The sequence below is a fragment of the Kitasatospora sp. NPDC005751 genome (assembly GCF_040630835.1).
Classification (GTDB): domain Bacteria; phylum Actinomycetota; class Actinomycetes; order Streptomycetales; family Streptomycetaceae; genus Kitasatospora.
Genome location: NZ_JBEXYC010000017.1, coordinates 35,721 through 62,193 on the forward strand (window position 1 = coordinate 35,721; position 26,473 = coordinate 62,193).

Annotated in this window: 25 protein-coding genes; 12 read left to right on the forward strand and 13 right to left on the reverse strand. The window is 74.8% G+C overall.

What is annotated here, in order from left to right:
• Nucleotides 1–12 precede the first annotated feature (12 nt).
• From ABZ497_RS18025 to ABZ497_RS18045, 5 genes are all read left to right on the forward strand, one after another.
• Complete coding sequence (locus ABZ497_RS18025; protein WP_359806212.1) at nucleotides 13–1,275, forward strand: glycosyltransferase family 1 protein; 1,263 nt, start codon at nucleotides 13–15, stop codon at nucleotides 1,273–1,275.
• Nucleotides 1,272–2,522 carry a glycosyltransferase gene (locus ABZ497_RS18030; RefSeq protein ID WP_359806214.1) on the forward strand — a complete coding sequence of 417 codons (1,251 nt, stop codon included), beginning with the start codon at nucleotides 1,272–1,274 and terminating at the stop codon, nucleotides 2,520–2,522. Before ABZ497_RS18025 ends, ABZ497_RS18030 begins: the two co-directional genes overlap by 4 nt.
• Nucleotides 2,519–3,568: an SGNH/GDSL hydrolase family protein gene (locus ABZ497_RS18035; RefSeq protein ID WP_359806217.1), complete on the forward strand. Its 1,050-nt coding sequence runs from the start codon at nucleotides 2,519–2,521 to the stop codon at nucleotides 3,566–3,568. The genes ABZ497_RS18030 and ABZ497_RS18035 overlap by 4 nt, the downstream gene beginning before the upstream one ends.
• Before the next feature lie 154 nt (nucleotides 3,569–3,722).
• A complete protein-coding gene (locus ABZ497_RS18040; protein WP_359806219.1) occupies nucleotides 3,723–4,832 on the forward strand; it encodes an NUDIX hydrolase in 1,110 nt (369 codons plus the stop codon).
• Nucleotides 4,833–4,872: 40 nt separating this feature from the next.
• Nucleotides 4,873–5,259 (forward strand): DUF6188 family protein, encoded by a 387-nt coding sequence (locus ABZ497_RS18045; protein ID WP_359806224.1) that lies wholly within the window; start codon nucleotides 4,873–4,875, stop codon nucleotides 5,257–5,259.
• Nucleotides 5,260–5,393: 134 nt separating this feature from the next.
• Here ABZ497_RS18045 and ABZ497_RS18050 read toward each other — a convergent pair whose 3' ends face one another.
• From ABZ497_RS18050 to ABZ497_RS18065, 4 genes are all read right to left on the reverse strand, one after another.
• Nucleotides 5,394–5,768: a hypothetical protein gene (locus tag ABZ497_RS18050; protein ID WP_329490951.1), complete on the reverse strand. Its 375-nt coding sequence runs from the start codon at nucleotides 5,766–5,768 to the stop codon at nucleotides 5,394–5,396.
• 169 nt (nucleotides 5,769–5,937) lie between these two features.
• The gene (locus ABZ497_RS18055; protein WP_329490950.1) at nucleotides 5,938–6,342 is read right to left on the reverse strand and encodes a roadblock/LC7 domain-containing protein; all 405 of its coding nucleotides are present in this window, start codon (nucleotides 6,340–6,342) and stop codon (nucleotides 5,938–5,940) included.
• Between the two features lie 82 nt (nucleotides 6,343–6,424).
• The gene (locus ABZ497_RS18060; RefSeq protein WP_359806228.1) at nucleotides 6,425–7,840 is read right to left on the reverse strand and encodes a hypothetical protein; all 1,416 of its coding nucleotides are present in this window, start codon (nucleotides 7,838–7,840) and stop codon (nucleotides 6,425–6,427) included.
• Nucleotides 7,841–7,970: 130 nt separating this feature from the next.
• Nucleotides 7,971–8,354, reverse strand: coding sequence for a hypothetical protein (locus ABZ497_RS18065; RefSeq protein ID WP_329490948.1), 384 nt, complete (start codon nucleotides 8,352–8,354; stop codon nucleotides 7,971–7,973).
• Between the two features lie 939 nt (nucleotides 8,355–9,293).
• Here ABZ497_RS18065 and ABZ497_RS18070 point away from each other — a divergent pair.
• Complete coding sequence (locus ABZ497_RS18070; RefSeq protein WP_359806231.1) at nucleotides 9,294–9,548, forward strand: LapA family protein; 255 nt, start codon at nucleotides 9,294–9,296, stop codon at nucleotides 9,546–9,548.
• Nucleotides 9,549–9,728: 180 nt separating this feature from the next.
• Here ABZ497_RS18070 and ABZ497_RS18075 read toward each other — a convergent pair whose 3' ends face one another.
• The gene (locus ABZ497_RS18075) at nucleotides 9,729–10,148 is read right to left on the reverse strand and encodes an SHOCT domain-containing protein (protein ID WP_359806234.1); all 420 of its coding nucleotides are present in this window, start codon (nucleotides 10,146–10,148) and stop codon (nucleotides 9,729–9,731) included.
• A gap of 403 nt (nucleotides 10,149–10,551) precedes the next feature.
• Between ABZ497_RS18075 and ABZ497_RS18080 the strand changes: the two genes are divergently transcribed.
• Entirely contained in the window at nucleotides 10,552–11,193 is a 642-nt protein-coding gene (locus tag ABZ497_RS18080) for an alpha-ketoglutarate-dependent dioxygenase AlkB (protein ID WP_359806236.1), read from the forward strand.
• Between the two features lie 96 nt (nucleotides 11,194–11,289).
• On the forward strand, nucleotides 11,290–12,150 hold the full coding sequence (locus ABZ497_RS18085; RefSeq protein WP_359806239.1) for a VOC family protein: 861 nt from the start codon (nucleotides 11,290–11,292) through the stop codon (nucleotides 12,148–12,150).
• A gap of 147 nt (nucleotides 12,151–12,297) precedes the next feature.
• On the opposite strand, the gene ABZ497_RS18090 is transcribed toward ABZ497_RS18085, so the two are convergent.
• From ABZ497_RS18090 to ABZ497_RS18100, 3 genes are read right to left on the reverse strand one after another with little or no spacing between them, the layout of a single operon-like run.
• Nucleotides 12,298–13,146, reverse strand: coding sequence for a carbohydrate ABC transporter permease (locus ABZ497_RS18090; protein WP_359806242.1), 849 nt, complete (start codon nucleotides 13,144–13,146; stop codon nucleotides 12,298–12,300).
• A complete protein-coding gene (locus ABZ497_RS18095; RefSeq protein WP_359806244.1) occupies nucleotides 13,143–14,120 on the reverse strand; it encodes a sugar ABC transporter permease in 978 nt (325 codons plus the stop codon). The genes ABZ497_RS18090 and ABZ497_RS18095 overlap by 4 nt, the downstream gene beginning before the upstream one ends.
• A 41-nt stretch (nucleotides 14,121–14,161) precedes the next feature.
• Nucleotides 14,162–15,475 carry an extracellular solute-binding protein gene (locus ABZ497_RS18100; RefSeq protein ID WP_359806246.1) on the reverse strand — a complete coding sequence of 438 codons (1,314 nt, stop codon included), beginning with the start codon at nucleotides 15,473–15,475 and terminating at the stop codon, nucleotides 14,162–14,164.
• Between the two features lie 321 nt (nucleotides 15,476–15,796).
• Here ABZ497_RS18100 and ABZ497_RS18105 point away from each other — a divergent pair, with 321 nt between their 5' ends.
• Both ABZ497_RS18105 and ABZ497_RS18110 read left to right on the forward strand, forming a co-directional pair.
• A complete protein-coding gene (locus ABZ497_RS18105) occupies nucleotides 15,797–16,747 on the forward strand; it encodes an IclR family transcriptional regulator (RefSeq protein ID WP_359806249.1) in 951 nt (316 codons plus the stop codon).
• Between the two features lie 517 nt (nucleotides 16,748–17,264).
• Nucleotides 17,265–18,023, forward strand: coding sequence for an alpha/beta hydrolase (locus tag ABZ497_RS18110; protein WP_359806251.1), 759 nt, complete (start codon nucleotides 17,265–17,267; stop codon nucleotides 18,021–18,023).
• Nucleotides 18,024–18,043: 20 nt separating this feature from the next.
• Here ABZ497_RS18110 and ABZ497_RS18115 read toward each other — a convergent pair whose 3' ends face one another.
• The 5 genes from ABZ497_RS18115 to nirB all read right to left on the reverse strand — a co-directional run bounded on the left by ABZ497_RS18115 (nucleotide 18,044) and on the right by nirB (nucleotide 23,950).
• Complete coding sequence (locus ABZ497_RS18115) at nucleotides 18,044–18,655, reverse strand: universal stress protein (protein ID WP_359806254.1); 612 nt, start codon at nucleotides 18,653–18,655, stop codon at nucleotides 18,044–18,046.
• A gap of 180 nt (nucleotides 18,656–18,835) precedes the next feature.
• Nucleotides 18,836–19,507 carry a helix-turn-helix domain-containing protein gene (locus ABZ497_RS18120; RefSeq protein WP_359806257.1) on the reverse strand — a complete coding sequence of 224 codons (672 nt, stop codon included), beginning with the start codon at nucleotides 19,505–19,507 and terminating at the stop codon, nucleotides 18,836–18,838.
• Nucleotides 19,508–19,599: 92 nt separating this feature from the next.
• Nucleotides 19,600–20,958, reverse strand: a complete 1,359-nt coding sequence (locus ABZ497_RS18125; protein ID WP_359806259.1) for a nitrate/nitrite transporter — start codon at nucleotides 20,956–20,958, stop codon at nucleotides 19,600–19,602.
• A complete protein-coding gene (gene nirD, locus ABZ497_RS18130) occupies nucleotides 20,955–21,359 on the reverse strand; it encodes a nitrite reductase small subunit NirD (RefSeq protein ID WP_329490935.1) in 405 nt (134 codons plus the stop codon). The genes ABZ497_RS18125 and nirD overlap by 4 nt, the downstream gene beginning before the upstream one ends.
• Nucleotides 21,356–23,950 carry a nitrite reductase large subunit NirB gene (gene nirB / locus ABZ497_RS18135; RefSeq protein ID WP_359806262.1) on the reverse strand — a complete coding sequence of 865 codons (2,595 nt, stop codon included), beginning with the start codon at nucleotides 23,948–23,950 and terminating at the stop codon, nucleotides 21,356–21,358. Before nirB ends, nirD begins: the two co-directional genes overlap by 4 nt.
• A 357-nt stretch (nucleotides 23,951–24,307) precedes the next feature.
• Between nirB and ABZ497_RS18140 the strand changes: the two genes are divergently transcribed.
• Together ABZ497_RS18140 and ABZ497_RS18145 are read left to right on the forward strand one after the other, a co-directional pair.
• Nucleotides 24,308–25,456, forward strand: a complete 1,149-nt coding sequence (locus ABZ497_RS18140) for a uroporphyrinogen-III synthase (protein WP_359806265.1) — start codon at nucleotides 24,308–24,310, stop codon at nucleotides 25,454–25,456.
• 116 nt (nucleotides 25,457–25,572) lie between these two features.
• Nucleotides 25,573–26,421 carry a sirohydrochlorin chelatase gene (locus tag ABZ497_RS18145; RefSeq protein WP_359806267.1) on the forward strand — a complete coding sequence of 283 codons (849 nt, stop codon included), beginning with the start codon at nucleotides 25,573–25,575 and terminating at the stop codon, nucleotides 26,419–26,421.
• The last annotated feature ends 52 nt before the right edge of the window (nucleotides 26,422–26,473 follow it).

A 26,473-nucleotide genomic window follows, 5' to 3' on the forward strand; every position in this document is an offset into this window, starting at 1 on the left:
CAGAACGATGGCATGCGCGTCGTCATCGTCACCGAATCCTTTCCGCCCGAGGTCAACGGAGTCGCCCACAGCGTGCTGCGGACGGCCGAGCATCTGGTCCGCCGGGGCCACCAGCCGCTCGTCATCACCCCGGCACCCGCGCGGGGGGCCGAGTGCCCGCCGCACGTCTTCGGCGGCGGGACGGGGGCGGCCGAGCTGCCCGTGGTCCGCGTTCCGTCCGTCCCGCTGCCGGGCTACCCGCAGGTCCGGATCGCGCTGCCCGGCCGGCAGCTGACGGCCGCGGTCGCCGGGCACCGGCCCGACATCGTCCACCTGGCCAGCCCGTTCGTGCTCGGCGCGCGCGGGATGCAGGCCGCCGCCCGGCTGGGTGTCCCCGCCGTCGCCGTCTACCAGACGGACCTCGCCGGGTACGCGCACGCCTACCGCGCGGGCCGCGGGCTGGGCGAGGCCGCGGCCTGGCACCGGATCCGGACAGTCCACCGGGCCGCCGCCCGCACCCTCGCGCCCTCCACCCCGGCGGCACAGGACCTCACCGCGCACGGCGTGCCGCGGGTGCGGCTCTGGCCGCGCGGGGTGGACTCGGTCCGCTTCCATCCGCGCCACCGTGACGAGACGCTGCACCGGGCCCTCGCGCCCGGCGGGGAGGTGCTGGTCGGGTACGTCGGGCGGCTCGCGCCCGAGAAGCGGGTCGACCTGCTGGCGAACGCCTCGGCGCTGCCCGGGGTGCGGGTGGTGGTGATCGGCGACGGACCGTCCGCGCCGGGGCTGAAGGCCGCGATGCCCGGCGCGGTCTTCCTCGGCCGGCGGACCGGGGAGGAGCTGGCGCGCTGTTTCGCCACCCTGGACGTGTTCGTGCACACCGGCCCGCTGGAGACCTTCTGCCAGACCATCCAGGAGGCGATGGCCAGCGGGGTCCCGGTGATCGGCCCGGCCGCCGGGGGGCCGCTGGACCTGGTCGGCCACCGCCGGACCGGCCTGCTGGTGCCGCCGAGGGACGGCGCGGCGGTGGCCCGGGCGGTCACCACGCTGGCCGGCGACGCCGAACTGCGGGCCGCCTACGGGCGGGCCGGGCGGGCGGACGTGACGGCCCGCACCTGGGAGGCGGTCGGGGACCTCCTGCTGCGGCACTACGCGGAGGTGCTGGCCGAGCACCGCGGCACCGCGGTGGCCGAGGTCACGGGTGCGACCGGACCGGGCCGCGAGGGCGCGACCCCGACGGCCGCCCCGGCGTGCCCCGCCGAGGGCGCCCCGGTGGCGGAGGAGCTCCCGGCATGACCGACCACGGAGCCTCGCTCCGGATCGTCCGGGTGGCGAACTTCGTCACCCCGGTCTCGGGCGGACTGCGCACGGCCCTGCGCCACCTCGGCGAGGGCTACCGGGCCGCCGGCCACACACCGGTGCTGGTCGTCCCCGGCGAGCGGCGGACGGAGGAGGAGACCGGGCAGGGGCTGGTGGTCACCCTGCCCGGACCGGTGCTGCCCGGCAGCGGCGGCTACCGGCTGCTCACCGACCGGCGGGCGCTCGCCCACGAGCTGACCCGTCTGGCGCCGGACCGACTGGAGGTCTCCGACCGCACGACGCTGCGCTGGACCGGCGGCTGGGCCCGGCGCCACGGCCTGCGCTCGGTCATGGTGTCGCACGAGAGCGCCGCCGGGCTGCTCCGCACCTGGGGCCTGCCCGGCCCGCTCGCCACCGCGGCCGCCGACCGGCTCAACCTCCGCACCGCCCGGTCCTACGACACCGTGGTCTGCACCACCGACTGGGCGGCCGCCGAGTTCCGCCGCCTGGGCGTACGAAACCTCGCTCAGGCACCGCTGGGGGTGGACCTGACCGCCATGCGCCCCCTCACGGCCGCCGAGCGGGCGGACGAGCGGGCGCGCTACGCGGACCCGGGGCAGGCGCTGCTGGTGCTCTGCTCCCGCCTCTCGGCGGAGAAGCACCCCGAACGCGCCGTCGACGCCCTCGCCGAGCTGTCCTCTGGCGGGCTGCCGGCCGTCCTGGTGGTGGCCGGCACCGGACCGCTCCGGTCGCGGCTGGCCACCCGGGCCGGGCGGCTCCGGCTGCCGGTGCACTTCCTCGGGCACGTGGCCGGGCGGGGCGCACTGGCCCGGCTGCTCGGCTGTGCCGACGTGGTGCTCGCCCCCGGACCGGTCGAGACCTTCGGGCTGGCCGCGCTGGAGGCGCTGGCGTGCGGCACCCCGGTCGCGGTCAGCCGGTCCTCGGCGCTGCCCGCCCTGGTGGGCCCGGCCGGTGTCGCGGCCGACGACACCGGCGCGGGATTCGCGGGGGCGGCGCGTGAGCTGCTCGCACGCCCCGAGGAGGAGCGCCGCGCCGCCGCCCGCGCCCGGGCCGAACAGTACGGCTGGCCCGCCGCCGTGGCGGCCTTCCTCGCCGCGCACCGTGCGGCGGCCGTGGTGCCGGCGCCGCTCGGGACGCCGGACCGGGGGCAGGACCAGGAGGCCCAGGAGCGGGTGCAGGACCGGGCGGTCTCCCCGGCCCCCGGGACGGAGGAGGCACGATGAGCACGGCCGTCGTGGGGGGCGAGGGCGGCGAGACGCTCCCGGGCACGGCGCACCCGGAGGCGGTGACCCACGAGCCCCTGCCCCTGACGGCGGTGGCCCCGGGCAGCGTGCGCGGGGAGCGGAACGCGGGTGCCGGGAGCGCCGTCGAGCCGGTGCGGTTCGTGGCCCTCGGCGACTCCCTCACGGAGGGCGTCGGTGACCCGGTCACCGGCGGCTGGCGGGGCTGGGCGGCGCTGCTCTCCGGCTCACTGGCTCCGCCGGGGGTCGGCGTCGAGTTCACCAACCTCGCGCGGAGCGGGGCTCTCACCACCGACCTGACGACCGAGCAGCTGCCCGCCGCGCTGGTGCTGCGCCCCCGGCTGGCCGCCGTGGTGGTCGGGGGCAACGACACCCTGCGGTCGGAGTTCGACATCGGCCGCACCGCCCGGGAGCTGGACACCACGCTCCGCGAACTCTCCCGCGGCGGCGCCCTGGTGCTCACCGCGTGCCTGCCCGACCCGGGCACGCTGCTGCGACTGCCGCGGCCGCTGGCCCGGCCACTGGCCCGCCGGATGGACGCGGTGAACACCGTGGTGCACGCCCTCTCCGCGCGCCACCACGCCCTCCACCTGCACGTCGCCGGCCTGCCCTGGACGGCGCGGCGCGGCTTGCTGAGCGTGGACCGGCTCCACCCCAGCGCCGAAGGGCACCGGCTGATCGCCCGGGGCTTCCACGAGTTGCTCGCGGCCGCCGGCCGGCCGCTCGGTCCGGCCCCCACCGGCGGTCCCGTCGACCCGCCCCCGGGCGCCGTCGCCGACCTCTGGTGGATGGCCACCCGCGGCACCAGCTGGGTCGCCGAACGCAGCACGGACCTGCTCCCCGGCCTGCTCGCGCTGGCCGCCGTCGAAGGCTGGGCACGCCTGCGCGGTGCCACCGGCCGCCACGACGAGCGGATGGCCCGGGCGGCGGCGGCCGCGCTCGGCGCGCTCGCGCCGGTCGACGCGGACCCACGCGGACCGGTCGATGCGCTCGCGCCGGCCGCACCGCACGGCGGCCCGCCGAAGTGATCGCCCCTCACCGCCGGACGGACCGCTACCGCCGGTACCGCCGGTACCGCCGGTTCGCCGCGGTAACCGGCGGGGAACCGTTCGGAGCGGGTGGGGTGTCGTGGTGGGCAGCGGGCGGATCGACCTGCCCGGATCGAGGGAGGGAGTCGGAGCGGTGACGGACCGACAGAGCGTCTACTCCGGACGTGAGTTGATGGCAGCCGCAGGGGTGCTCTTCCCGTCCGCCGACGGCCGGGTACTCGTGGTGCGGCTGCCGTACGACCGGAAGCACCCGGTGGCCGTCCCCGGCGGGGGCTGGGATCCGGAGGACGTGTCGCCCCGCGCGACGGCCGTCCGGGAGGTCCGCGAGGAGCTCGGGTTCACGCCCGTGCTCGGCCCACTGGCCTGCATCGACTGGACGCTCGACGATTTCCGCCCGCCGATCGCCGCACACCTCTACTGGGCCGAACCGCTCACCCCCGAGCAGTCGGCCGCGTTCGCTCCGGACACCGCCGAGGTCGGCGGGTGGACCTGGCTGACCGCCGAACAGGCCGCCCACGCGCTGCCGCCCCGCCTCTCCCGGCGGGTCACCGCCTGCCTGCGGGCGCCGCGCTCGGCCGGTCCGCTGGAGCTGGAGGACAGCCACCCGGCCGGGCACACCCTGGAGCATCTGACGGTCGAACCACCGCCGGAGTACACCCGGTTGGCGGGTCTGGCGCTCACCGGGGACACCACCGGGACGGCTGTCGAGCCGTCGGCTCCCCCGATGGACCGGGCCGGCTACATCGCCGGCCGGCCGCGGATCCGGGCGAAGGCCCGGGCCGTCTTCACCGACACGGCCGGGCGGGTCCTGCTGGTACGCCTGCGGCCGTGGCCTGGCGGCGGCGAGGAGCCGTACTGGACGCTGCCCGGCGGCGGGATCGAGGCCGACCGGGAGCTGCCCCGGGCGGCGGCCCGGCGGGAGATCCGCGAGGAGCTCGGCTGGGAGTACGAGCCGGGCTGGCTGCTGGCCCTCGACTGGCTGCCCGGCCGGGGCGCGGAGCCGGCTCACGACCGGGACACCGCCGTACTCGTCTACCTGTTCGACGGCGGGACCGCGTCGGACGAGCGCCTCGCCTCGATCACGCTGCCCGAGGACGAACTGGTCGAATGGCGGCTCTGCGACCCGGCCGAGGCACGCGCGCTGCTGTCCGCCCCGTCCTGGTCGCGGACGGCCGCCGCGCTCGCCGCCCGCGGCGGCTCCGGCGGACCGGCCGAGCTGGTCGAGGGCCGACCGGCGCGCTGACCGGGCGGCCCGACCGGTGGCCCCGGTCCACACTGGAGGCATGGAGAACGGGATCGCGGACGTCCTGGCCGGCCGTCGGGTGGAGTCGGTCCGCGGCGGCGGGCGACTCGACATCGACCTGGACGGGCCGGTGACCGTCCGGGTGACACACGAGTTCCGCTTCGCCGTGCCGTCCGGGGTGGAGCGCTTCTACCCCGCGCCGGCCGTCCGCCCGACCGTCCGGCTGCTCGCCCTGGTCGGCCGGACGGTGGGAACCGCCCGGGTGACCCCGGCCGGTGGGCTGGAGCTGGTCTTCGACGGCGACACCGTCCTGTCGGTGCCGCCGCACGCCGTGGTCGCGCCCTGGACGGTGCTCACCCCTGAGGGGGTCGTCTGCTCCGGGCTGGCGGGTGGCGAGGTGACCTGGACGGGCGGCCCGGGCGGCTGAGCCGGGCCGCACCCGCGACCGGTGGCCGGACCGGCGGCCGGGCCGGACCCTGCGCCGCGCGACGCAGGGTCCGAGCCACGGACGGGTCGGCCGGACCCCGCCGAGGGCCGGACCGTTCCGGGCACCGGAGGGGGTCAGACCTCCATGTCGGCCTCGATCTTCGTCAGCTGGTGGCGGGCCATCGCCAGGTTGGCCCGGCTCTTGTCCAGCGCGAGGTAGAGGAAGAGGCCCTTGCCGCTGCGGCCGGTGAGCGGCCGGATCAGGTGGTACTGGCTGCTGAGGGTGATGAGGATGTCCTCGATGCCGTCCTGCAGGCCCAGCATGTCCATCGTGCGCATCTTGGCCCGGACCACGTCGGTGTTGCCGGCGGCGGCCACGTTGAGGTCCAGCCCGCCGGGGCCGTCGAGGGTGGCGAGTGCCATGCCGCTGTTGTAGTCCACCAGTGCGGCACCGAGGGCGCCTTCGATCACGGTCATGGTCTGCTTGAGCGCGCCTGCTGCGTCCGTCATGTCGGTTTCTCCGGTTCGTTCGTGGGTTGGGGATCGGTGGGACGTCGATAGGTGGGGAAGGTCGGAAGTCGACACGTCGACAGGTCTGCCCGTCGACAGATCCGTCCATCGACCGGTCTGCCGCCGACAGGTCGCCGGGTCGGCGGGTGGTGCTTCGGGCGGCGGGCGGTCAGCCCACCTCCTTGGACTCCCGCACGTCCTTGGGCGCGAGGGAGTCGGCGAGGAGCTCGGCGATGCGCCCGGCGGAGCGCCTGGCCTCCAGGTGCAGCCGGCCCACGTTCACGTCCGGGTGTGCCAGAAGGGTCAGCACACAGCTTCCGCCGGCCGCGTAGGTGGCGACGTAGCCGTGCTCGCCGCGGACCAGCGACTCCCGGAAGTCGCCCTGCCCGGTCGTGTCGGCGAGCCGCTGCGCCAGGCCGAGGGAGGCCGCCGTCATCGCCGCCAGGCCCGAGGGTTCGGTCCCGTGGGTGTCGTGGGCGACCAGCAGGCCGTCCACGCTGGCCACCAGCCCGCCCGCGAGATGCGGTACCCGATGCTTGAGGGCGCGGAGTTCGGCCAGCAGCTCGGTCTCCAAGGCGATCAGTTGTCTCCTTCCGACACGCTGCTTGAGCGCCCGCCTCATGGCCGTGAGGACGGAGTCGCGGGCGGAGAGAGGTTCAAAGTCGGGCCTCCAGAAGGTCTCGGACCCGGGTCAGCAGCGCGATGTCCGGGTCTGGAACGGTCAGCGGGTGGGTCGCTGCCGGGGTCGGTGGAAGGGCGGCGGAGCGGGTGGCCCCCGCCGGGACGAGCCCGGCCAGCGCGGCCCCGGGGACGCGGCGGTGCAGCCCACCGGTACGGCCGACCGGCGGGTGACCGGCGGCGGACCGCCCGGCCGGCGCGGTCGCGGCGGCCGGCAGGCCCTCAGCAGGCGCGTGCCCGGCGGAGACGTGCGCAGCGATACCGGGCGCCACCGGTGCCTGGGCGGCGTGCCGAGGCGCGGCGCGTCCCGGGGTACCGCCTCCCGGGGCGGGTCTTCCAGGGGCACCGGCGCCAGGGACAGCACCTCCGGGGGTGGCGAGCAGCCCGGCGGCGGCGAGCCGGCGGATGTCCGCCGTGGTCGCGAAGGCCGAGCGCCCGAGCAGCCGGGCCAGCTCCGCCGGGGTTCTTCGGCCGTCCACGTGGTCGAGCAACTCACGCTGATGCCGGCTCGGCCGGCGGCGCGCCACCCGGGTGGACGCCGCCGCCCACACCTCCCGATCGGCCCGGCCACCCTCGACAACTGGTCGCCGCTCCCCGAACTCCCATGCCGCACAGGCCTCGTGGGCGTCATGAACCTCACCGACAACGTGCCCCTCGTGAGCCTCGTGCGCCGCACGGAACCCGTCGGACTGCCGAGCGGCGACAGCCCCGGCAGCGCCGACAGCACGACCGGCCCCGATCGCTTCGCAGGCCACCGGGCGGACCGGCGCGGTGTCGACTTGGGGCCACGGCCAGATCCGTTCGAGCAACCGACGGCGGCGGTCGACCTCCCGGCAGAGCCGGAAGGCGCTCACCGCCGAGACCGGCCCGAGCCAGTGCCGCACGCCGGATTCGAAGGACCAGCACCCCGCCGTCGACGGTCCAGCGAGCCCGCCCGGCCGGGTCGGTGCGGCCGCCCCGACCGATCCGGCCGCCTCCGCCGCACCGGAGGCCCAGGCGGCGGCGTTCCATGACGCGGCGCCGGCGCAGTCCAGGACGAAGAACGCGGCGTCGTACAGCGCGCCGAGATGGCAGATCTCCAACTCGCCCCGGCTGAGGCTGCGTTGTTCCACCAGCGCCTCGCCGACCCGGCACTGGGGGCCGAAGCTCCGGACGGTGTCCCGCCACGCCTCCGGGGTGATCCGGCCGCACCCGGTCAGCAGGGCGGCCAGATCGGGGCTGTGGTCGGACTCGGCGTGCACCACCAGTCCGTCGGCGAAGTAGAGAGCCCCCGCGGGCCCGCGCAGAACACCGGTCAACCGGCCCTCGGCGAGCCTGGTGACCGCCTCACCCGGGTTCCGCCCGAGCCGCCCCGGGGTGAGGACGCCCACCGGGGGCAGGACGAGGCCGCTCATGCCGACCGCCGGTGGGCGACAGGCTTCCGCCCGGACGGCCGAAACACGACGGCGGGGGCCGGACGGGCATCCGCGCAGTTCGCAGGACCGACCGAGGCCGAAGGGGTGGCCGGATTCACGATCGTGTTCGTCATCCGAGCACCAGTTCCTCGGCGAGGCCCTGGAGGCGGTAGCGCGCCGCAGCCAGGTTGCCCTCGGTCCGGTCGAGCCAGAGATGCAGGACGAGCCGGCTGTCGAAGACGGTGTCAATGAAGCACAACAGGTGGTAACTGCGGCCCGCAGTGACGATGATGTCCTGCAACGGCGCTTGCCGGTCCTCCGCCCCGGTGAAGGTCTGGCTCTCAACAGCCGCCCGTACCAGGTCGGTTGCTTCGGCGGCCGAGGTGTCGTGGTCCCCGCTGGGGCTGATCCCGATGCTGCCGAGGGCGAGCCCGCTGCTCCAGTCGATCAGACTGGCAGCCCGGGCACCGGCGATCGCCATCGCCCCGGAGAGGCATTCGTCGATACCCGGCACTCGGGCTCCTTCGGAGGGTTCGGTACGGCCGGGAGCGCTCGGTCGGCACCGGCCGGTCCACCACGACCAGTGGCGGCTTCGACACGGAAGGCTACTGCCGGATTCCATATGACGAACATTCCAATGGCATATTCACACCGCAGCAGGCCACTTTCAGCCATCCTGTGACGCATCGTCAGATCACCGCTCACGGCGAAGCCGCTGGCCGGGCGACCGGCTGCCGACCAGCCCGGGAGGCGACCAGGGGCGCGACCTTGGCCGGTTGTCGGCCACGACGGAGGGTTTCGGACGGGATGTGCGGTAGGGCCGCATCACGCCACGCTCGCCCCACCGAGGTCCGTCCGGCCACCGCGGCGGGGCAGCGGGCGATCGGGATGATCACGTGGCCGACCGCGCGCGGGCCCAGGAGATCGACTCGTTCGGCCGGACGCAGCCGCCACCCTGGGCGACGAAGCGGCGGCAACCGGGAAGCGGGCGCCCCGTCCGGCCGACGCCGACTCCCGGGGCAGTCCGGCAGTCCGGCAGTCCGGCAGTCCGGCAGTCCGGCAGTCCGAGGGAACGAACAAGGCGGCCGCCCCCGATGGGGAGCGGCCGCCTTGGAATGGAGCGCCAGGCCCGGGTCGAACGGACTCTTCCTACTGAAAGTAGGACGTGCTCCAGTAGCACCTCTGACGCCTGACCGAGAGATCATTTCCTCTCGACGGGAAGAACATTAGCAGGACATCACGCCTGGTCAGAAATCGAGTGGGCGGCAACGGGAGACGGACCCGGCGGAACCCCGGCACCACTCGACCGCGCCCGTGACAACGAGCGACGACGACCGGGGCAGCACCGGGCGCCCGGCGCGACACGGGGAGGCCGGGCGGTCGGCGGGCGGAGAGCCGGCGGCCGGATTGCTCCGAACGGGCCCCGGTCGGCGGGTCGCACCATACTGGGGACATGGCGCAGAACACTCCTCCGCCGCACGCTCCGCCGACCGTCACGGTCAAGGGCCGCGAGGTGCGGATGCGTACGATCGCGGTCGCCGTCCTCGCGGTGCTGGCCATCTGGTTCATCGCAGCCAATACCGGATCGGTCTCCATCACCCTCTGGATCGCCACCGTCACCCTGCCGCTGTGGGCGGTCCTCACCGTGACGCTGGCCGTCGGGCTGGTCATCGGGTACTTCCTCGCCCGTCGGCGGACCAAGGCCTGAACCGGCCCCGGACCCCGGACCCCGGTCCCGGTCCCGGGCACCGCCCGCCCGGGACCGGGGCGGCGGCGCGTCCGCACCCACGGCACGCACGGCACAAGGCCCACACGGCACACCGCCCGTCGACGGACGGCACCGGCGGGCCGCGGCGCGATGCCCACGACCCGCCGGTGCGGCCCGGCGTCAGGAGAGCAGGATCTCCTTCGCCTTCCGGAACTCCTCCTCGGAGATCGCCCCGCTGCTCCTGAGGCCGGCGAGCTTGGCCAGTTCGTCGACATGGCTGCCCGCCCCGCCAGCGGTACCGGTACCGCCGCCCTCACCGGCGGCCGCCTCCTTGACGTACGCCTTGAAGGCGGCGTCGGCCTGCTTCGCCTGCTCCAGGTCGCGCTCGCCCATCGATTTGCCGCGCGCGATCAGGTAGACGAAGACGCCGAGGAAGGGCAGCAGGATCACGAAGATCAGCCAGCCGGCCTTGCCCCAACCGCCCATGTCATGACTGCGGAAGATATCCGAGATGATCTTGAACAGCAGGAAGAACCAGAGGATGAAGAGGAAGAGCTCCAGCATCGTCCAGAACAGGTTGAGCAACGGGTAGTCGTCCACGGTGTCCTCCTCCCGCCGGCCGACCGACCGTCGGTGGCCACGCGGTGAACCGCGCCGCCCGGAGATGGGCGGCGGACAAACGAGTCATATCACCGCTATTCGGCCGTCGCATGTCAGACATCGAACAGCCGGCGAGCGCGTCGAGCCCTCCGAGGAGGCTCTTCTCCACCACCCGCGCGGCGATTTCCCCGGCGCCCCCGCTCACCCACTGGCCGCGACCAGGCGGAGCTCGACGACGGCGCCATGTGGGCGAACGCCTTCGCGCTCACCTCCGCGACGGCTGAGGTCGAAGCGCGGACCGCCGCCCTCGTGAAGCAGGCGGCGAGCTGAGGCCCCCGCGGCAGGAGCCCGCACCCGGAACAATTGTTCGAGCATATGTTCGATAACGGCGTAGGCTGGATCCATGCCGAGCACCCTGCACCTCCAGCCCTCGCTGTTCGACGACGCCGACGGGGGCGGGGCCGCGCTGGGGCCCCTCACGGGGGTACGGCGGGAGGTCCTGGGCGCCGGCGCCTGGGTGGACCTGCTGCCCGGGTGGGTGCACGGGGCGACCGGGCTGTTCGAACAGCTGGCGGCCGAGGTGCCGTGGCGGGCCGAGCGGCGGGAGATGTACGAGCGGGTGGTGGAGGTGCCACGGCTGCTCGCGTCCTACGGGGAGCGCGACGCGCCGCCGCACCCGCTGCTGGGCGAGGCCCGGGCGGCGCTGAGCGCGCACTACGCGGAGGAACTGGGCGAGCCGTTCCGGACCCTGGGGCTCTGCTACTACCGGGACGGGCGCGACAGCGTGGCCTGGCACGGTGACCGGATCGGGCGCGGGGACCGCGAGGACACCATGGTCGCGATCGTCTCGGTGGGCGAGCCCCGGACGCTGCTGCTGCGCCCGCGCGGGGGCGGCGGGCCCGTCGTCCGGCACCCTGTCGGGCACGGGGACCTGCTGGTCATGGGCGGGTCGTGCCAGCGGACGTGGGAGCACGCGATCGCCAAGACCGCCCGGCCGGTGGGGCCGCGGATCAGCGTCCAGTTCCGGCCGCGCGGGGTGGCCTGAGCAGCCACGGCCGGGAGCGGGCCGGGCGTCCCGGTTGCCGGGGGGCCGGGGGTCGCGGAGGCTGGCCGAGGGGTCCGCCAGGGCTTGGAGGACGGCATGCCGAAGGCCGGCAGGTACCACGAGGGCGTCCCGTGCTGGGCCGAACTGGCCGCGCCGGACGTCGAGCGGGCACGACGGTTCTACGGCCGGCTGTTCGGCTGGGAGTACGTGCCGACCGGCCCGGCCGGTGACGAGTACCTGGTGGCGACGGTGCGCGGGGTGCAGGTGGCCGGGATCAGGTCGCGCCGGGAGGTCGACGGGCAGGGACGGCCGGCCTGGACGACCTACCTCGCGGTGGACGACGCCGACCGGACGGCCGGACTGGTCCAGGAGGCGGGCGGACTGGTCGTCTTCGAGCCGTTCGACGTGCCCGACCAGGCGCGCGGGGTGCTCGCGGTGGACCCGCTCGGCGCGGTCTTCGGGCTCTGGCAGGGGTCGCTCAACCCGGGGGCCGGCCTGGTGAACGAACCCGGCACGGTCGCCTGGAACGATCAGCTCTCCCCGGCGCCGGACACCGCCCGGGACTTCTACGGCCGGGTCTTCGACTACGAGTACGACGCCGCCGCGGCCGACCACACGGTCTTCCGGGTCGGCGGGCAGCCGGTCGGCGGGATCGGCGGGGACCCGGGCATCGACCCGGACGGCCCACCGGCCTTCTGGGCGGTGTACTTCGGGGCGGCGGACACCGACCGGACGGTGGAGCGGGCGGTCCGGCTCGGCGGGAGCGTGCTGGACGGACCCGAGCCGACCCCGTACGGGCGGCTCGCGGTGGTGCGGGACGACGGCGGGGCAGTGTTCACCCTGATCTCCGTCCCTCCGGGCGAACCGGCCGACCCGGGACCGGAGCAGGACCAGGTACCGGCCCCGGGACCGAATCCGGACCAGGACCAGGACCCGACCGACCGGACGACGATCTGAGCTCCTGCCCGCTCCGCACCGCGGGGGCGGTGGGCCGGGCCCACCGCCCCCGCGGTCCGGGCGGGTCGCCCGTCGGCACGTGCCCGGCCTGGGACCCCACTCCCGTGACCGGGCCGCTGTCACCCGCCTCGGCCCCTTCCTCGCGGGTCAGTCCTTCACGGCGCCCGCCAGCCCGGAGACCAGCTTGCGCTGCACCGCGATGAAGAAGATCAGTACCGGCACGGTCATCAGGGTGGACGCCGCCATGATGCCGCCCCAGTCGTTCTCGTCGGGCTTGAAGAACACCAGCAGCGCCGAGGGGAGCGTCTGGTTCTCGGTGGCGCTGATGATGAAGGTCTTGGCGAAGACGAAGTCGTTCCACGCCGCGATGAAGGAGAACACGCTGGTCGCCGCCAGGCCGGGGGCCACCAGCGGCAGCAGGATCCGCCACAGGATGCGGGTCCGGCTGGCACCGTCGATCTGGGCGGCCTCCTCGATGGAGACCGGGACGGCGGCGACGAAACCGCGCATCATCCAGATGCCGAACGGCAGTGAGAACGCCAGCTGCACCAGGATCAGCGAGGCCAGGGTGTTGAGGCCGATGCCCGGCGCGACCCGGCCGGCGTCGCGGAACATGAAGAACAGCGGAATGGTCAGCGCCTCGACCGGGATCATCTGGGCGATCAGGAACATCACCATGATCGTGGTGCGGAACCGGAAGCGGAAGCGGGTCACCGCCACCGCCGCCAGGAAGACCACCAGTGCCGACAGCACCACCACCGAGAGCGCGATGACCAGGCTGTTGAGGAAGTAGCGGCCGAACCCGTCGACGCTCAGCACCTGCCGGAAGCTCTCCAGCGTGGGGTGGGCGGTCCACGGCCTGGGATCCAGCGACTGCACCTCGCCCTTGGGCTTGAAGGCCGACAGCACCATCCAGAAGATCGGGAAGGCGGTGACGACGGCCACCAGGATCGCGGTGGTGTTGGCGGCGAGCCGCCAGCGGCTACGGGCGTTCACAGTTCATTCCCCGTCCGTCGCAGGGTGCGGATGTAGAGGACCGTCGGGATCACCAGGATCAGCAGCATGATCACGCCGATCGCCGCGCCGAGCCCGTACTGGGAGGAGGCGAACGCCTTCTGGTACGCGTACACGTTGAGCACGAGGTTCTGCCCGGCGATGCCGCCGCCCTCGGTCATCACGTAGATCTGGGTGAAGACCTTGAAGTCCCAGATGACCGACTGGATCACCACGACGGTCAGGATCGGCCGGAGCATCGGGGCGGTGATCCGGCGGAAGGTGGTCCAGGTGCCGGCGCCGTCCAGGGCGGCGGCCTCCAGGATCTCCTCGGGGATCGCCCGGATGCCCGCGTAGAGCGTCACCATCACGAACGGGAAGGAGTGCCAGACCACCACGGCACCGACGATGAGGAACGCCGACCACTTGTCGTAGAACCAGTTGTACTCGTGGAAGCCGCTCAGTCCGAGGTCGACCAGGGTCTTGTTGACCAGACCGAGGTTGGTGTCGAACAGGAAGCTCCACACCGTCGATCCGGTCATCGCCGGTGCCGCCCAGGCCGCCATCGCGGCGGTGGTCAGCACCAGCCGGGCCACCCGGCCGACCCTGGTCAGCAGCACCGCGAGGGTGGCGCCGACGGCCAGGGTGGCGATCACGCAGAACGCGGCGAAGCCGATCGTCTGGGTGAGCACCGACCAGAACTGGGTGTCGCTCAGGATCTTCTCGTAGTTGCCGAGGCCGACGAAGCTGGTGGGCACTCCCCCGGACGCCTGGGCCTGCCCGAAGTCCAGCACCGACAGCAGTCCGAGCTGGTAGATCGGGTAGGCCACCAGCGGGATCATGATGATCGCGGCCGGCAGGAGGAGCAGCAGCGGTGGGCGGCGCCGGCCGCGCGGGGGCGCGGCCGGGCCGGTGCCCCGACGACGCCCGCTCGGGGAAGTCGACGCCGCCGGGGCAGTCGTGGTGGGTGCGGACACGTACGGGACCTCTCTCGGGGCCTGCTCTCTCGGGCGTGCGATCAGTGACCGGCCGCGAAGGCCGAGGTGATCTGCGTGGCGGCGTCGCCCGAGGCCTTGGCCACGTCCGACTTTCCGGTGACGATCTGCTGGAGCATCGTCGGGATGACGGCCTGCGCGTCGATCTGCGCCCACGCCTGGTCCAGCGGAACGAACTTGGTGCCGGCCGCGATGGTGTCGGTGAACGGCTTCAGGAAGGCGTCCTTCGCCGCGACCTTGTCGTTGACGGACTTGAGGGTCGGCAGGTTCCCCATCGCGTCGTACATCTGCTCCTGGTAGCCGGGGCTCGCCAGTAGCTCGGCGAACTCGACCGCGAGGGTGCGGTGCTTGGCCGCCTTCATCACCCCGAGGTTGTTGCCGCCGCCGAACGCCGGGGCGATCGACCCGGACTTCTCGCCGGGCAGCGGGACGACGCCGTACTTGCCGTTGACCGGGCCGGCGTCGACCTTGCTGCGACTGGAGTTGGGCAGGATCGCCATCGCGGACTTGCCGGCCGCGAAGAGGTCGACGGTCTTGCCGCCGGTGAGGTCGGCGCACTGCTGGGCCGGACAGCCGTCGGCCCCGAAGAGGTCCGTGTAGCGCTTGATCCCGGCCTGCGCGGCGGGCGAGTTGATCCCGGCCTTGAACGCGGCGCCGTCCTTGGTGGCGATGTCGCCACCGGCGTCCCAGACGAACGGCAGCGCACCGAAGGTGTACTTGCCGCCGACCGCGATGCCGAAGGTGTCCGGGTGCGCGGCGTGGATCTTCTGGTTGGCGGCCACCAGCTCCTGGTACGACTTCGGCGCGCTCAGCCCGGCCTCGGCGAAGAGGTCGGTGCGGTAGTACAGCGCACGGACGCCGACCCACCACGGCAGGCCGTAGGTCTTGCCGTCCAGCACGGCGGTCTTGGCGATCGCCGGGTCGAGGTCGCCCTTGTCCTTCCACTTGTCGAGGTCGGCGCCGATCTCGGCGAGGCCGCCGGCGGCGACGTAGCCGGGGAGGTCGGTGTTGCCGAACTCGACCAGGTCCGGGGCGCTGTTCGGGTCGTTGAACGCGCCCTTCATCTTGGCGGCGCGGGCCGAGGCATCGGTGTCGATGTAGCTGATGTCGACGGTGACGCCCTGGTGCGAGGCCTGGAACTCGGTGATCGCCTTGCTGATCACCGCCTCCTTCGCCGCGTTGCCGGCCTCGTTGTACAGCCAGACCTGCAGGGTGCCCGTCCGGTCGTCGCCGGCCCGGTCGCCGGCCGGCAGCGCGGTACCGGGCGAACAGGCGGCAGCCGCGAGGCAGCTGGCGGCGAGGACGGTGGCCGCGGCGGTCCGTCTGATGAGTCGCATGGGTGGAGACCTCCCCTCCCGACAGCTGCCGCCGAGACGTGCGCCGCTGGGGACGGGCACGTCGAAGCAGGCCCTGACCGGGGCCGATGGTGGGTGCGTGAACGCCTTGATGTGGGGGTACGGCAGAGCGACCGGTCGGGTGGGCCGCGGCGCCTGCTCGATGCCACGGACGTTAGGCGGGGGCGCTCGGGGGCAACAAGAGGCCGTTCGGGAAGTTTTGCAGTGCACAACGCTGTATCGAAGAATCGGCTAACCCGGCGCGAGGAGGTACCGTCTGACCACCGCCGCAGTCCGGCGGTGGAACGAGAGGGGAACGGACCGATGACGGAGACGGGGACCGGGTCGCAGGCCCGGCCACAGACCGGATCGGAGCCCGGACCGAGACCCGCGCCGGAGCCCGCGCCGGCGGCCGGCGCGGTCGACGGGAGCGACTCCGGGGAGCCGGCGAAGGACGGCGCGGAGCCGGCGAAGGCGGCCGCGAAGAAGGCGGCGGGTTCCGAGCGCAACCAGTCGTCCTCGCTGCGCCGCGCGCTGGCCGTCCTCGGCCACGTACGCGACCACGGCAACGGGCGGGGCGTACCGCTCGCCCAGCTCGCCGAGGCGCTGGGCCTCAACAAGAGCACCGTGCTGCGGCTGGCCGGCCCGCTGCTGGACGAGCACCTGCTCGACCGCGACCGGGAGACCGGCTGGTTCCGCCTCGGCCACGGCTCGCTCCGCCTCGGCCAGGCCTACCTGTCCACTCTCGACCTGCGCAGCGTCGCCGCCGAGCACCTGCGGCGGCTGCAGCGCGAGGCCGGCGAGACCGTGCACCTGACGGTCTGGCAGGCCCCCGGCATCGTGTACCTCGACAAGGTCGAGGACGAGACCAACGTCCGGATGGCCTCCCGGGTCGGCAGCCGGGCGCCCGCGTACTGCACCGCGACCGGAAAGGCGATCCTCGCCTGGCTGCCCGACGAGGCCGTCACCGAGGTGGTCGCCGCCGGGCTGCGCCCGGTCACCGCCTGGACCATCTCCGACGAGACGCACCTGCGGGCCGACCTCGCCCGGATCCGCGCCCGCGGCTACTCGATCGACGACCGGGAGAACGAGCCCGAGGTCCGCTGCGTCGCCGCCCCGATCTTCGACCACACCGGCGAGGTGACCGCCGCGCTGTCCGTCTCCGGCCTCACCTCGCGGATGACCGCCGCGCGGGTCCGCTCGCTCGGCCCGGTGGTCGCCCAGGTCGGCCTGCGGATCTCGCGCGAACTCGGCTCCGACCGCCAGCCCGGCTGACCGCGCTCCGGCCGGCCGGCCGTATTCCGTCCGGCCGACCGCATTTCCGGCCGGCGCGAATCCGGCGGGCCGGCCCCGGCGACGGGACCGTCGGTACCCGGAGAACGAATGAGGTCCGGTGCCTTTCCAGGCACCGGACCTCATTCGGATTGGAGCGCCAGGCCCGGGTTGAACGGACTCTCCCTACTGAAAGTAGGACGTGCTCCGGTAGCACCACTGACGCCTGACGAGGAATCATCTCCCTCGCGACAGGAAGAAGACTAGCAGGTCAGGGGCCGTGCTCCGAAACGGCCCGGGCATCGGCCGAATCCGGGAAAACAGAAGAGGTCCGGTGCCTGGAAAGGCACCGGACCTCGTCCGATGTGGAGCGCCAGGCCCGGGTTGAACGGACTCTCCCTACTGAAAGTAGGACGTGCTCCGGTAGCACCACTGACGCCTGACGAGAGATCATCTCCCTCGCGACAGGAAGTACAGTACCAGCTCGGAGACCCCGTCCCGAACCCGAGGAGAATCCCGGATGACCGGTCAGCGCCCCACCCCGCCCGAGGTCGTCGAGTACACCCCCGGCCACCTGATGGACGTCCACCGCCCGGTGGGTGCCGAAGGTCCGGCGGCCGTCGTCCTGCTCTGGCACGGGCGGGGCTCGGACGAGCGGGACGTGCTGCGGCCGCTGGCTCAGGAGGCGGCGGGGCTGGGGCTGCTGGTGCTCGTCCCCGACTGGCGCTCGGACCAGGAGGACGGCGGCCGTGCGCGGCTGCTCGCGTCGTTCGAGTACGCCCGCCGGGAGGCGGCCTCGTTCGGCGGCGATCCGGCCCGGTTCGTACTCGCCGGCTGGTCGCTGGGCGGGCGCGAGGCCGTCGCGCTGGCCACCCACCCGGACACCCCCGAGGAGGTCCGCCCGACGGCGGCCGTCGGGATCGCCTCCGCCTACGGCCGCCCGGCCGTGACCACGGGCGAGGCCCCGCTGCCGCTCCTCGCCGAGCGGCCCTCCCCCGTCCCGGTCTGGCTGGTGCACGGCACCGCCGACGACCTGGTGCCCACGGCGCTGAGCCGGGAGCTGCACGCCGCGCTGACCGAGCGGCGCTCGCCGGTACGGCTGCTGGAGCTGGACTCCGACCACGCCGGCGTGGTGCTGACCGAGTACGACCCGGCCGTGGAGCGCTGCCGCCCCGCCCGGGCGGACCACGCCGTGCGCGCCGGCCGCGCGACCGCCCGGGTCCTGGCCGAGGCGGCGGCCGTCGGCGCACCGGCCCGGGCGGCCGACCCGGCCCGCTGACCGAGGGAAGCGGGCCCCGGTCAGCTGCCGACGGGGAGGGGCAGCGCGCGGACGTGGTGGTGGCGTTCGAGGGCTTCGAGGTCGCACTGGAGCGGTGGCTTGGGTACCGCCAGGACGGGGCAGGCGGCGTGCCGCACGCAGTAGGCCGTCACGGACGGGCGCAGGGCGCGGGCGAGCGCCCCGCGGCCGCCGGCGCCGAGGACGAGCTGGTCCCCGGGGCGGTCGGCGGAGCGGACCAGGGCCCGGCCGGTCTCCCCGCGCACGGCCTGGCAGCGCAGCCGGACGCCCGCCGGGCCACCGCCGAAGGCCTCGTCCAGGGCCTGCCGCAACCGGGCGACGGCCGCGTCGCGGCAGGCACTGAGCAGCGGCGGGCAGGGGGACCGGCGGTAGCCGAACTCGCCGCCGGCCGGCGTCCAGCAGAGCACCGCGAGGACCTCGGCGTCGGTGCGGCGGGCCTCGGCGACCGCGTGGTGCAGGGCGGCCAGGCTGCCGAGTGACCCGCTGACCCCGACCACGAGGCGGCCGCGCCCGTCCGGTCCGCCACCCGGCCCGACCGTCGACTCGCCCGTCAGCTCGTCCGTCGACTCGTCCGTCGGCTCGTCTCCGTGGATTCCGGCGCCGTTGTCCGCCATGGCCCTGCCCGTCCTTCCGGCCTGTCCTGCCGCGCTGTCTCGCTGTCCCGCTGTCGGACTCAGCAAAGCCGGGCCGCGGCCGGAGCGGCCGTCCGTTGACGGAGCCCTGACGCGCGGCGGGCCGATCCGTACGCGGTCCTGACGGCGCTCCCCCCGACGGCAGCGGGGTGCACGGTCGGGTCAGGCGCCGGGGCCGTCCGCCTCCCAGAGGTCGGCGAACATCTTGTCCAGGTGCTCCTCGCCGATCGGCGGGACGGGGAGCGGGTGGGCGGCCCGGGTGCGGAAGCCGTCGAGCAGGAGGGCGAGGTAGCGGCGCCAGAGGTCGGGGCGCAGCTCGGTGGTGGCGGGCAGGGCCCGGCAGAGCGGGCCGAGCATGAAGAGCAGGTCCATGGTGGCGACGTCGGGGCGCATGGTGCCCTGCTGCTGCGCCCGGGCGACCAGGGTGCCGACCGTCACCGCGTTCTGCCGGCTGATCGCGATCATCGCGGGGGTGGTGGGGATGGCCTGGGTGACCAGGTCGTTGATGCCCCGGTCGGCGGCGACCAGCTCGAAGATCCGCTCGAAGTAGCGCTCGATCGCGCTCCAGGCGTCCTCGGCGGCCAGTGCCTCCCGGGCCGCGCCGTCGAGCAGTGCGGCGGCGTCGGCGAAGACCTCGGCGATCAGTGCCTCGCGGGTCGGGAAGTGCCGGTACAGCGTCGCGTTGCCGACGCCGGCCTCCTTGGCGATCTGGTCCAGCGGGACGTCCAGGCCCTGCCGGGAGAACAGCTCGCGGGCGGCGGCCAGCAGCAGGTCGCGGTTGCGCTGGGCGTCGCGTCGCAGCCGGCCGGGGGTCGTCGCGCTGCTCGATGCCATGCGACGACCCTAGCAATCGCGTCCGCCCGGGCCCGGGCACCGGACCGGCCCCGGGGTGGGCGACACCCCGGGGCCGGTCCGCGCGACCGCGGTCAGCGTGACGCGCGGGGCCGCAGCCAGACCGCCCAGGTCAGCGCCGAGCAGAACAGGTAGGCCGCGAGGAAGCCGAGGTACGCGGCGTCGCCGTTGTGGGTGCTGAGGAAGGACTGCCGGAAGGCCAGGTTGACCAGCACCCCGCCGAACGCCCCCACCGCTCCGGCCAGTCCGATCAGCGCGGACGACCGGCGGCGCGAGTCGGCCTCAGCCCCGGCCGGATCGGCGCCGGCCGCGACCTCCGCCCGGGCCCGGTCCTGGTAGTGCGCCGGGATCATCTTGTAGGTCGAGCCGTTGCCGATGCCGCTCAGCACGAACAGCGCGACGAAGCCGGCGAGGAACAGCGGCAGCGAACCGGCCCGGGAGGCGGCCAGCACGACGGCCGTGCCGGCGCCCATCCCCATGAAGGTGGCCAGGGTGACCCGCGGACCGCCCCAGCGGTCGGCCAGCCGCCCGCCGACCGGCCGCAGCAGCGAGCCGAGCAGCGGCCCGAGGAAGGTCAGCGCGGCAGCCTTGACCGGCGTGTCGAAGCGGTCGTGGAACTGCACCTGCAGGACCTGCCCGAAGGCGAAGCCGAAGCCGATGAACGAGCCGAAGGTGCCGATGTACAGGGTGGAGACCGCCCAGCCGTACGGGTCGCGGGCGACCTCGCGCAGCGCCCGGCCCTCGCCCCGCGGCGGGACGGCGAGGTTGTCCATCCGCCACCAGGCCCCGGCCGCGGCCAGCACGATCAGCGGCAGGTAGAGCAGCGGCAGCAGCCGGGGGTGCGCCGCGCCGGCGGTGGCGAGCACCAGCAGGCCGAGCAGCTGTACCGCCGGGACGCCGAGGTTGCCGCCGCCGGCGTTGATGCCGAGCGCCCAGCCCTTGAGGCGGTGCGGGTAGAAGGCGTTGATGTTGGCCATCGAGGAGGCGAAGTTGCCGCCGCCGACCCCGGCGACGCAGGCCACCGCGAGCAGTGTGCCGTAGTGCACGCCCGGGGTCAGCACCAGCGCCGCCAGCGCGGTGGGGACGAGCAGCAGCAGTGCGCTGATCACCGTCCAGTTGCGGCCGCCGAACCGGGCCACCGCGAAGGTGTACGGCAGGCGCAGCGTCGCGCCGAGCGCGGTGGGCAGGGCGGTCAGGGTGAACTTGCCGGCCGTGTCGATGTGGTACTCGGGGCCGAGGAAGAGCACGAGCACCGACCAGAGGCTCCAGACCGAGAAGCCGATGTGTTCGGAGAGCACCGAGAAGACCAGGTTGCGCCGGGCGATCCGGGCTCCGGTCCGGTCCCAGAACGCGGTGTCCTCCGGGTCCCAGCCGGCGAGCACGGTCGGGGCGGGTCTGCTGCCGGGGCGTCCGGTCTCGACGACGGCGCTCATGCGGGGGCCTGCGCGGTGGCGCGGGCGGGCACGGCGGGGCGGGCCGCGGCGGGCGCCGGCTCCACCGCGCTGCGGACCGGCCAGAGCCTGAGGACGGCGGGGGTGCCGTCGGGGGCGGTCTCCTCGTCGAGGCAGCGGCCGTCGGTCAGGTCGAAGACCTGCTTGTACATCGGGGACGCCAGGGTGGGCCGCTCGCCGCGGCTGCCGAGCAGGCCGCGCGAGAGGACGTGCGCGCCGCTGAACGGGTCCCGGTTGTCGAGGGCGTGCAGGCCGCCGGAGCGGTCCCGGAAGACGGCCACCTGCTCGCCGTCGAGCAGCACCGCCACTCCTCGCCCGGGTTGCAGGTCGTCGAGGGTGCAGACGGTACGCCAGCGGGTGCCGTCGTGGATTTCCACGGTCACGGGGTGAGCACCTCCAGTCGGGGCCCGGCCACCAGGACCGGAGCGGGGGTGGTGAGGACGCGCCCGTCCTCGCCGGGGCGGGCGGGGCGGATCTGGCCGCGTTCGGGGACGAAGGTGACGGCCGGGTCCGGGGTACCGGGGGCGTTGACGAAGGAGGAGAAGCGCCGGAGCCGGTCGGGGTCGGCCAGGGTGGCCGCCCATTCGTCCTGGTAGCAGCCGATGTGACGGGCCATCAGCTCGTCCAGCTCGGCGGCGATGCCGAGCGAGTCGTCGATGACCACCGCGCGCAGGTGGTCCAGACCGCCCTCCAGGCGGTCCAGCCAGACCGAGGTGCGCTCCAGGCGGTCGGCGGTGCGGATGTAGAACATCAGGTAGCGGTCGATGGTGCGGATCAGCGTCTCGCGGTCCAGATCGGCTGCCAGCAGGTCGGCATGACGGGGCGTCATGCCGCCGTTGCCGCCGACGTAGAGGTTCCAGCCGGCCGAGGTGGCGATCACGCCGAAGTCCTTGCTCTGCGCCTCGGCGCACTCGCGGGCGCAGCCCGAGACCGCCGACTTGAGCTTGTGCGGGGAGCGCAGGCCCCGGTAGCGCAGTTCGAGCTCGATCGCGAGGGCGACGGAGTCCTGGACGCCATAGCGGCACCAAGTCTCGCCGACACAGGACTTCACGGTGCGCAGCGCCTTGCCGTAGGCGTGGCCGGACTCGAAGCCGGCGTCCACCAACCTGGCCCAGATGCCCGGGAGTTGGTCCACGCTGGCACCGAAGAGGTCGATCCGCTGGCCGCCGGTGATCTTGGTGTAGAGGCCGTAGTCGCGGGCGATCTCACCGATCGTGATCAGGCCCTCGGGGGTGATCTCACCGCCGGGCACCCGCGGCACCACCGAGTAGGAGCCGTTGCGCTGCAGGTTGGCGAGGAAGTGGTCGTTGGAGTCCTGCAGCGCGGCCTGCTCGCCGTCCAGGATGTGGCCGCCGCCGAGGCTGGCCAGGATCGAGGCGACGGTCGGCTTGCAGACCTCGCAGCCCTCGCCCTGCCCGTACCGGTCGAGCAGGTCGGAGAAGCCGGTGATGCCGGTGACCCGGACGATCTCGTACAGCTCCGCGCGGGTCTGCGCGAAGTGCTCGCACAGGCCGGTCTGCGGGGCGAACCCGGCCGCCGCCAGCTCCTCGCCGACCACGGTGGCGAGCTGCTTGACGCAGCTGCCGCAGCCGGTGCCGGCCCGGGTGCACTTCTTGACCGCGGCGACGCTGTCGCAGCCCTGCTCACGGACGGCGGTGCGGACCGCCCCCTGGGTGACGTTGTGGCAGGAGCAGAGCACCGCCTCGTCGGGCAGCGCGACCGGTCCGGCGGTGGAGAGCCCGGCGGGCAGCACCAGCTGCTCGGGCGGGACGGTCAGCGGCCGGCCGGCCACCGCGAGCGGGCGCAGGGTGCCGTAGGAGTCGGTGTCGCCGACCAGGACGCCGCCCAGCAGCGCGCCGTCGGCGCCGATCACCAGCTTGCGGTAGACGCCGAGCCGGCTGTCGCTGTAGAGCACGTCGACGGCGCCCTCGGCGGCGCCGTGCGGGTCGCCGAAGCTGGCCACGTCCACGCCGAGCAGCTTGAGCTTGGTGGAGGTGTCCGCGCCCACGAAGCCGTCGCCGGGGCGGTCGGCCAGTTCGCGGGCGGCGGTCTCGGCCATCTGGTACCCGGGGGCGACCAGACCGTAGACCCGGCCGTCGGCAGCCTGGGCGCACTCGCCGATGGCCAGCACGGCCGGGTCGGCGGTGCGGCAGCGCTCGTCGACCACGATGCCGCCGCGAGCGCCGACCGGCAGGCCGCAGTCGCGGGCCAGCTGGTCGCGCGGGCGGATGCCGGCGGAGAACACCACCAGGTCGGCGGCGAGTTCGCGGCCGTCGGAGAGGCTCAGCGCCCGCACCCGGCCCTCCGGCCCGGTCGCCACGGCGTCGGCGGCGGCACTGGTGTGCACGGTCACGCCGAGGTCCTCGATCTTGCGGCGGAGCAGGGCCCCGCCACCGTCGTCCACCTGGACGGCCATCAGCCGGGGCGCGAACTCGACCACGTGGGTGGACAGGCCCGTCGCTCGCAGCGCGCCGGCGGCCTCCAGACCGAGCAGGCCGCCGCCGACCACCACGCCGATCGTCGCCCGCTCGGCGTCGGCCCGGATCGCGTCCAGGTCCTCGATGGTCCGGTAGACGTGGCAGCCGGCCGCGTCCCGGCCGGGGACGGGCGGCACGAAGGGCGCGGACCCGGTGGCCAGCACCAGGGCGTCGTAGCGCACCTGCCGGCCGGCCCGGGTGGTGACCGTACGGGCGGCGCGGTCGATGGCGGTGACCGGGTCGCCGAGGCGCAGGTCGATGCCGTGCTCGGCGAGGAAGCCGGGCGGGCAGAGCGCGAGGTCCTCGGGCGTCCGGCCGTCGAACAGCGAGCTGAGGTGGACGCGGTCGTAGGCCGGGCGCGGCTCCTCGGCGAGGACGGTGACCCGCCAGCGATCGGCGCCGGGCTGCTCGGTCCAGGCCTCCAGGAAGCGCTGGCCAACCATGCCGTGGCCGACCAGGACGAGCTCCCGTGGTCGGTCGGGCGAGTGCGACGTCATCGCGGTACTCCTCGGGTCGTACGGGGGGTGCGGGGTGGCGGGGTCTGTGGGGGGCTGTTCGGGCGAGCGGGTACGGCGGGTGGGCCGGGTGGGCCGGCGGGTGGGGCGGGCGTCCGGCGAGTGGGGCGGCTGTCCGGCGAGTGGTCCGTCGGGTGCCGCCCTCATGCCGAAGAATCTGACCGGTGGTCGTTTCGCGGTCGGGTCCCCCGTGTTGCGCGCGCGGTACGCCTCGCTCACGGCCTCCGGGGGGCGGGGTGCGCGGCAGGACATCAGCCGTAACCGGGGGGCCGGTTTCGCTTACGCCCGGGTGACCGGCGGGCAACCCCGCCGTAACGCGGAGAAAGCACCCTTGCGCCCATGGCAACCTCCCCCACCCCCACCGGCCCGCGTCCCGGCGCACCCCCCGGCCCACTGACCGGCTTCACGATCGGGGTGACCGCGGCCCGCCGCCGCGACGAACTGGTCGCCCTGCTCAGCCGGCGCGGCGCCCAAGTGGTCGAGGCCCCCGTGCTGCGGATCACCCCGCTGGCCGACGACCTCGCCCTGCGCCGGGCCACCGAACTCTGCCTGGCCGCCCCGCTGGACTACGTGGTGGCCACCACCGGCGTCGGCTGGCGCGGCTGGATGAGCGCCGCCGAGGGGTGGGGCCGGGGCGCCGCCCTGGCCGACGCCTGCCGCAGCGCCCTGGTGCTCAGCCGCGGCCCCAAGGCGACCGGCGCCGTCCGGGCGAGCGGCCTCGACGAGGCCTTCTCCCCCGGCTCCGAGGCCACCGACGAGCTGCTCACCTGGCTGCTCGCCCGCCCGCTGGCCGGCCGTCGGGTCGCCATCCAGGAGCACGGCGTCCGGCTGGACGCCTTCGCGGCGGCGCTGCGCGAGCGCGGTGCCGAGGTGATCTCCGTACCGGTCTACCGCTGGGAGGCCCCGGACGACCCGACACCGGTACGGCGGCTGGTCGAGCAGACCGTCCGGCGGCAGGTCCACGCGCTCACCTTCACCAGCGCCCCGGCCGTCAGCGCCTTCGTGGAGACGGCCACCGCCGAAGGACTGCGGGAGCCGCTGCTGGACGCCCTGCGCGGCGACGTCCTGCCGGTCTGCGTCGGCGCGCTCTGCGCCCGGCCGTTCGCCGACCTCGGCCTGCCCGTGCTGTTCCCCGAGCGCGGCCGGCTGGGCTCCCTGGTCCGCTACCTCGGCGAGACACTGCCCGGCCGGAACCGGCGCGAACTCGCCCTCGCCGGAAGGCTGCTGACCCTCCAGGGCAACGCCGTACTGGTCGACGGCGAGAGCCACTGGCTGAGCCCGCGCGGGGCAGCCGTGCTGCGGGCGCTCGCCGAACAGCCGGGCCGGGTGCTCAGCCGGGCCGAACTGCTGCGCACCGTCTGGGTGGACGCGGCGGCGGACGAGCACGCGGTCGAGGCGGCGATCGGCCGGCTGCGGGCCGCGCTCGGGCCGCACGGCGGGCTGATCCGGACGGTCCCGAAGCGCGGCTACCGGCTGGCGGCGGCCTGATGCGCCGGACAGCCGCGAGGCGGAACGGGCCGGAGCGGACGACCGACGCGGCCCCGCGGAACCTGACGGACCGGCTGCCCGGGGACGGTCCCCGGGCCCGGCCGGTGATGAGCCCGGTGCGGAAGTCGGCGGCCCGGCCGGCGCCGCGCGGCGGCCGCCCGGTGCTGCTGGCCGTCGCCCACGGCAGCCGCGATCCGGCCGGAACGGCCGCCACCAGGGCGCTGCTCGCCCGGGTCCGCGCGCTGCGCCCCGAACTCGACGTCCGCTGCTGCTTCCTGGACCTCGCCGCGCCCTCCCTGCCCACCGCGCTGGGCGAGCTGTCCGCCGGCGAGCCCGCCGTCCTGGTGCCGCTGCTCCTCGGTACCGGCTACCACCTGCGGGTGGACATCCCCGGCGCGCTGGCCGACGCCGGCCTGCCGCACGTCCGGCTCGCCCCCGCGCTGGGCCCGAGCCCGCTGCTGGCCGCCGCCCTGGCGGACCGGCTCGCCGAGAGCGGCCGCCCGGCCGGCGCCGGACCGGTGGTGCTCGCGGCGGCCGGCTCCTCCGACCCGGCCGCCGCCGCGGACACCGCCCGGACGGCGCGGCTGCTCGCCCGCCGGCTCGGCGAGGGCCGGCCGGTCGTCCCCGCCTACCTCTCGGCGGCCCGGCCGACTCCGCAGGAGGCGGTCGAGGCCCTGCACGCGGCCGGCCACCGCGAGGTCGCGGTCGCCACCTACCTGCTCGGCCCGGGGTTCTTCGCCGACCGGGCGGCCGGCACCGCCGCCCGGTGGACCAGCGCCCCGCTCGGCACGCACGACGCGCTCGCCCGCCTGGTCGCCGACCGCTACGACCGCTACGACCGGGCCTGCCGCCCGGCCCGCCCGGCCCGCGCCGACCACGCCGACCACGCCGACCACGCCGACCACGCCGACCACGACAACCGCACCGCCGTGCCCCGGCGGGAGGAGGCCGCCGCGCTCCGCTGAGCCGGCGCACGGCGGTCGACGCGGTCGGCTCGCGCAACCCCCGCCCCCGAAG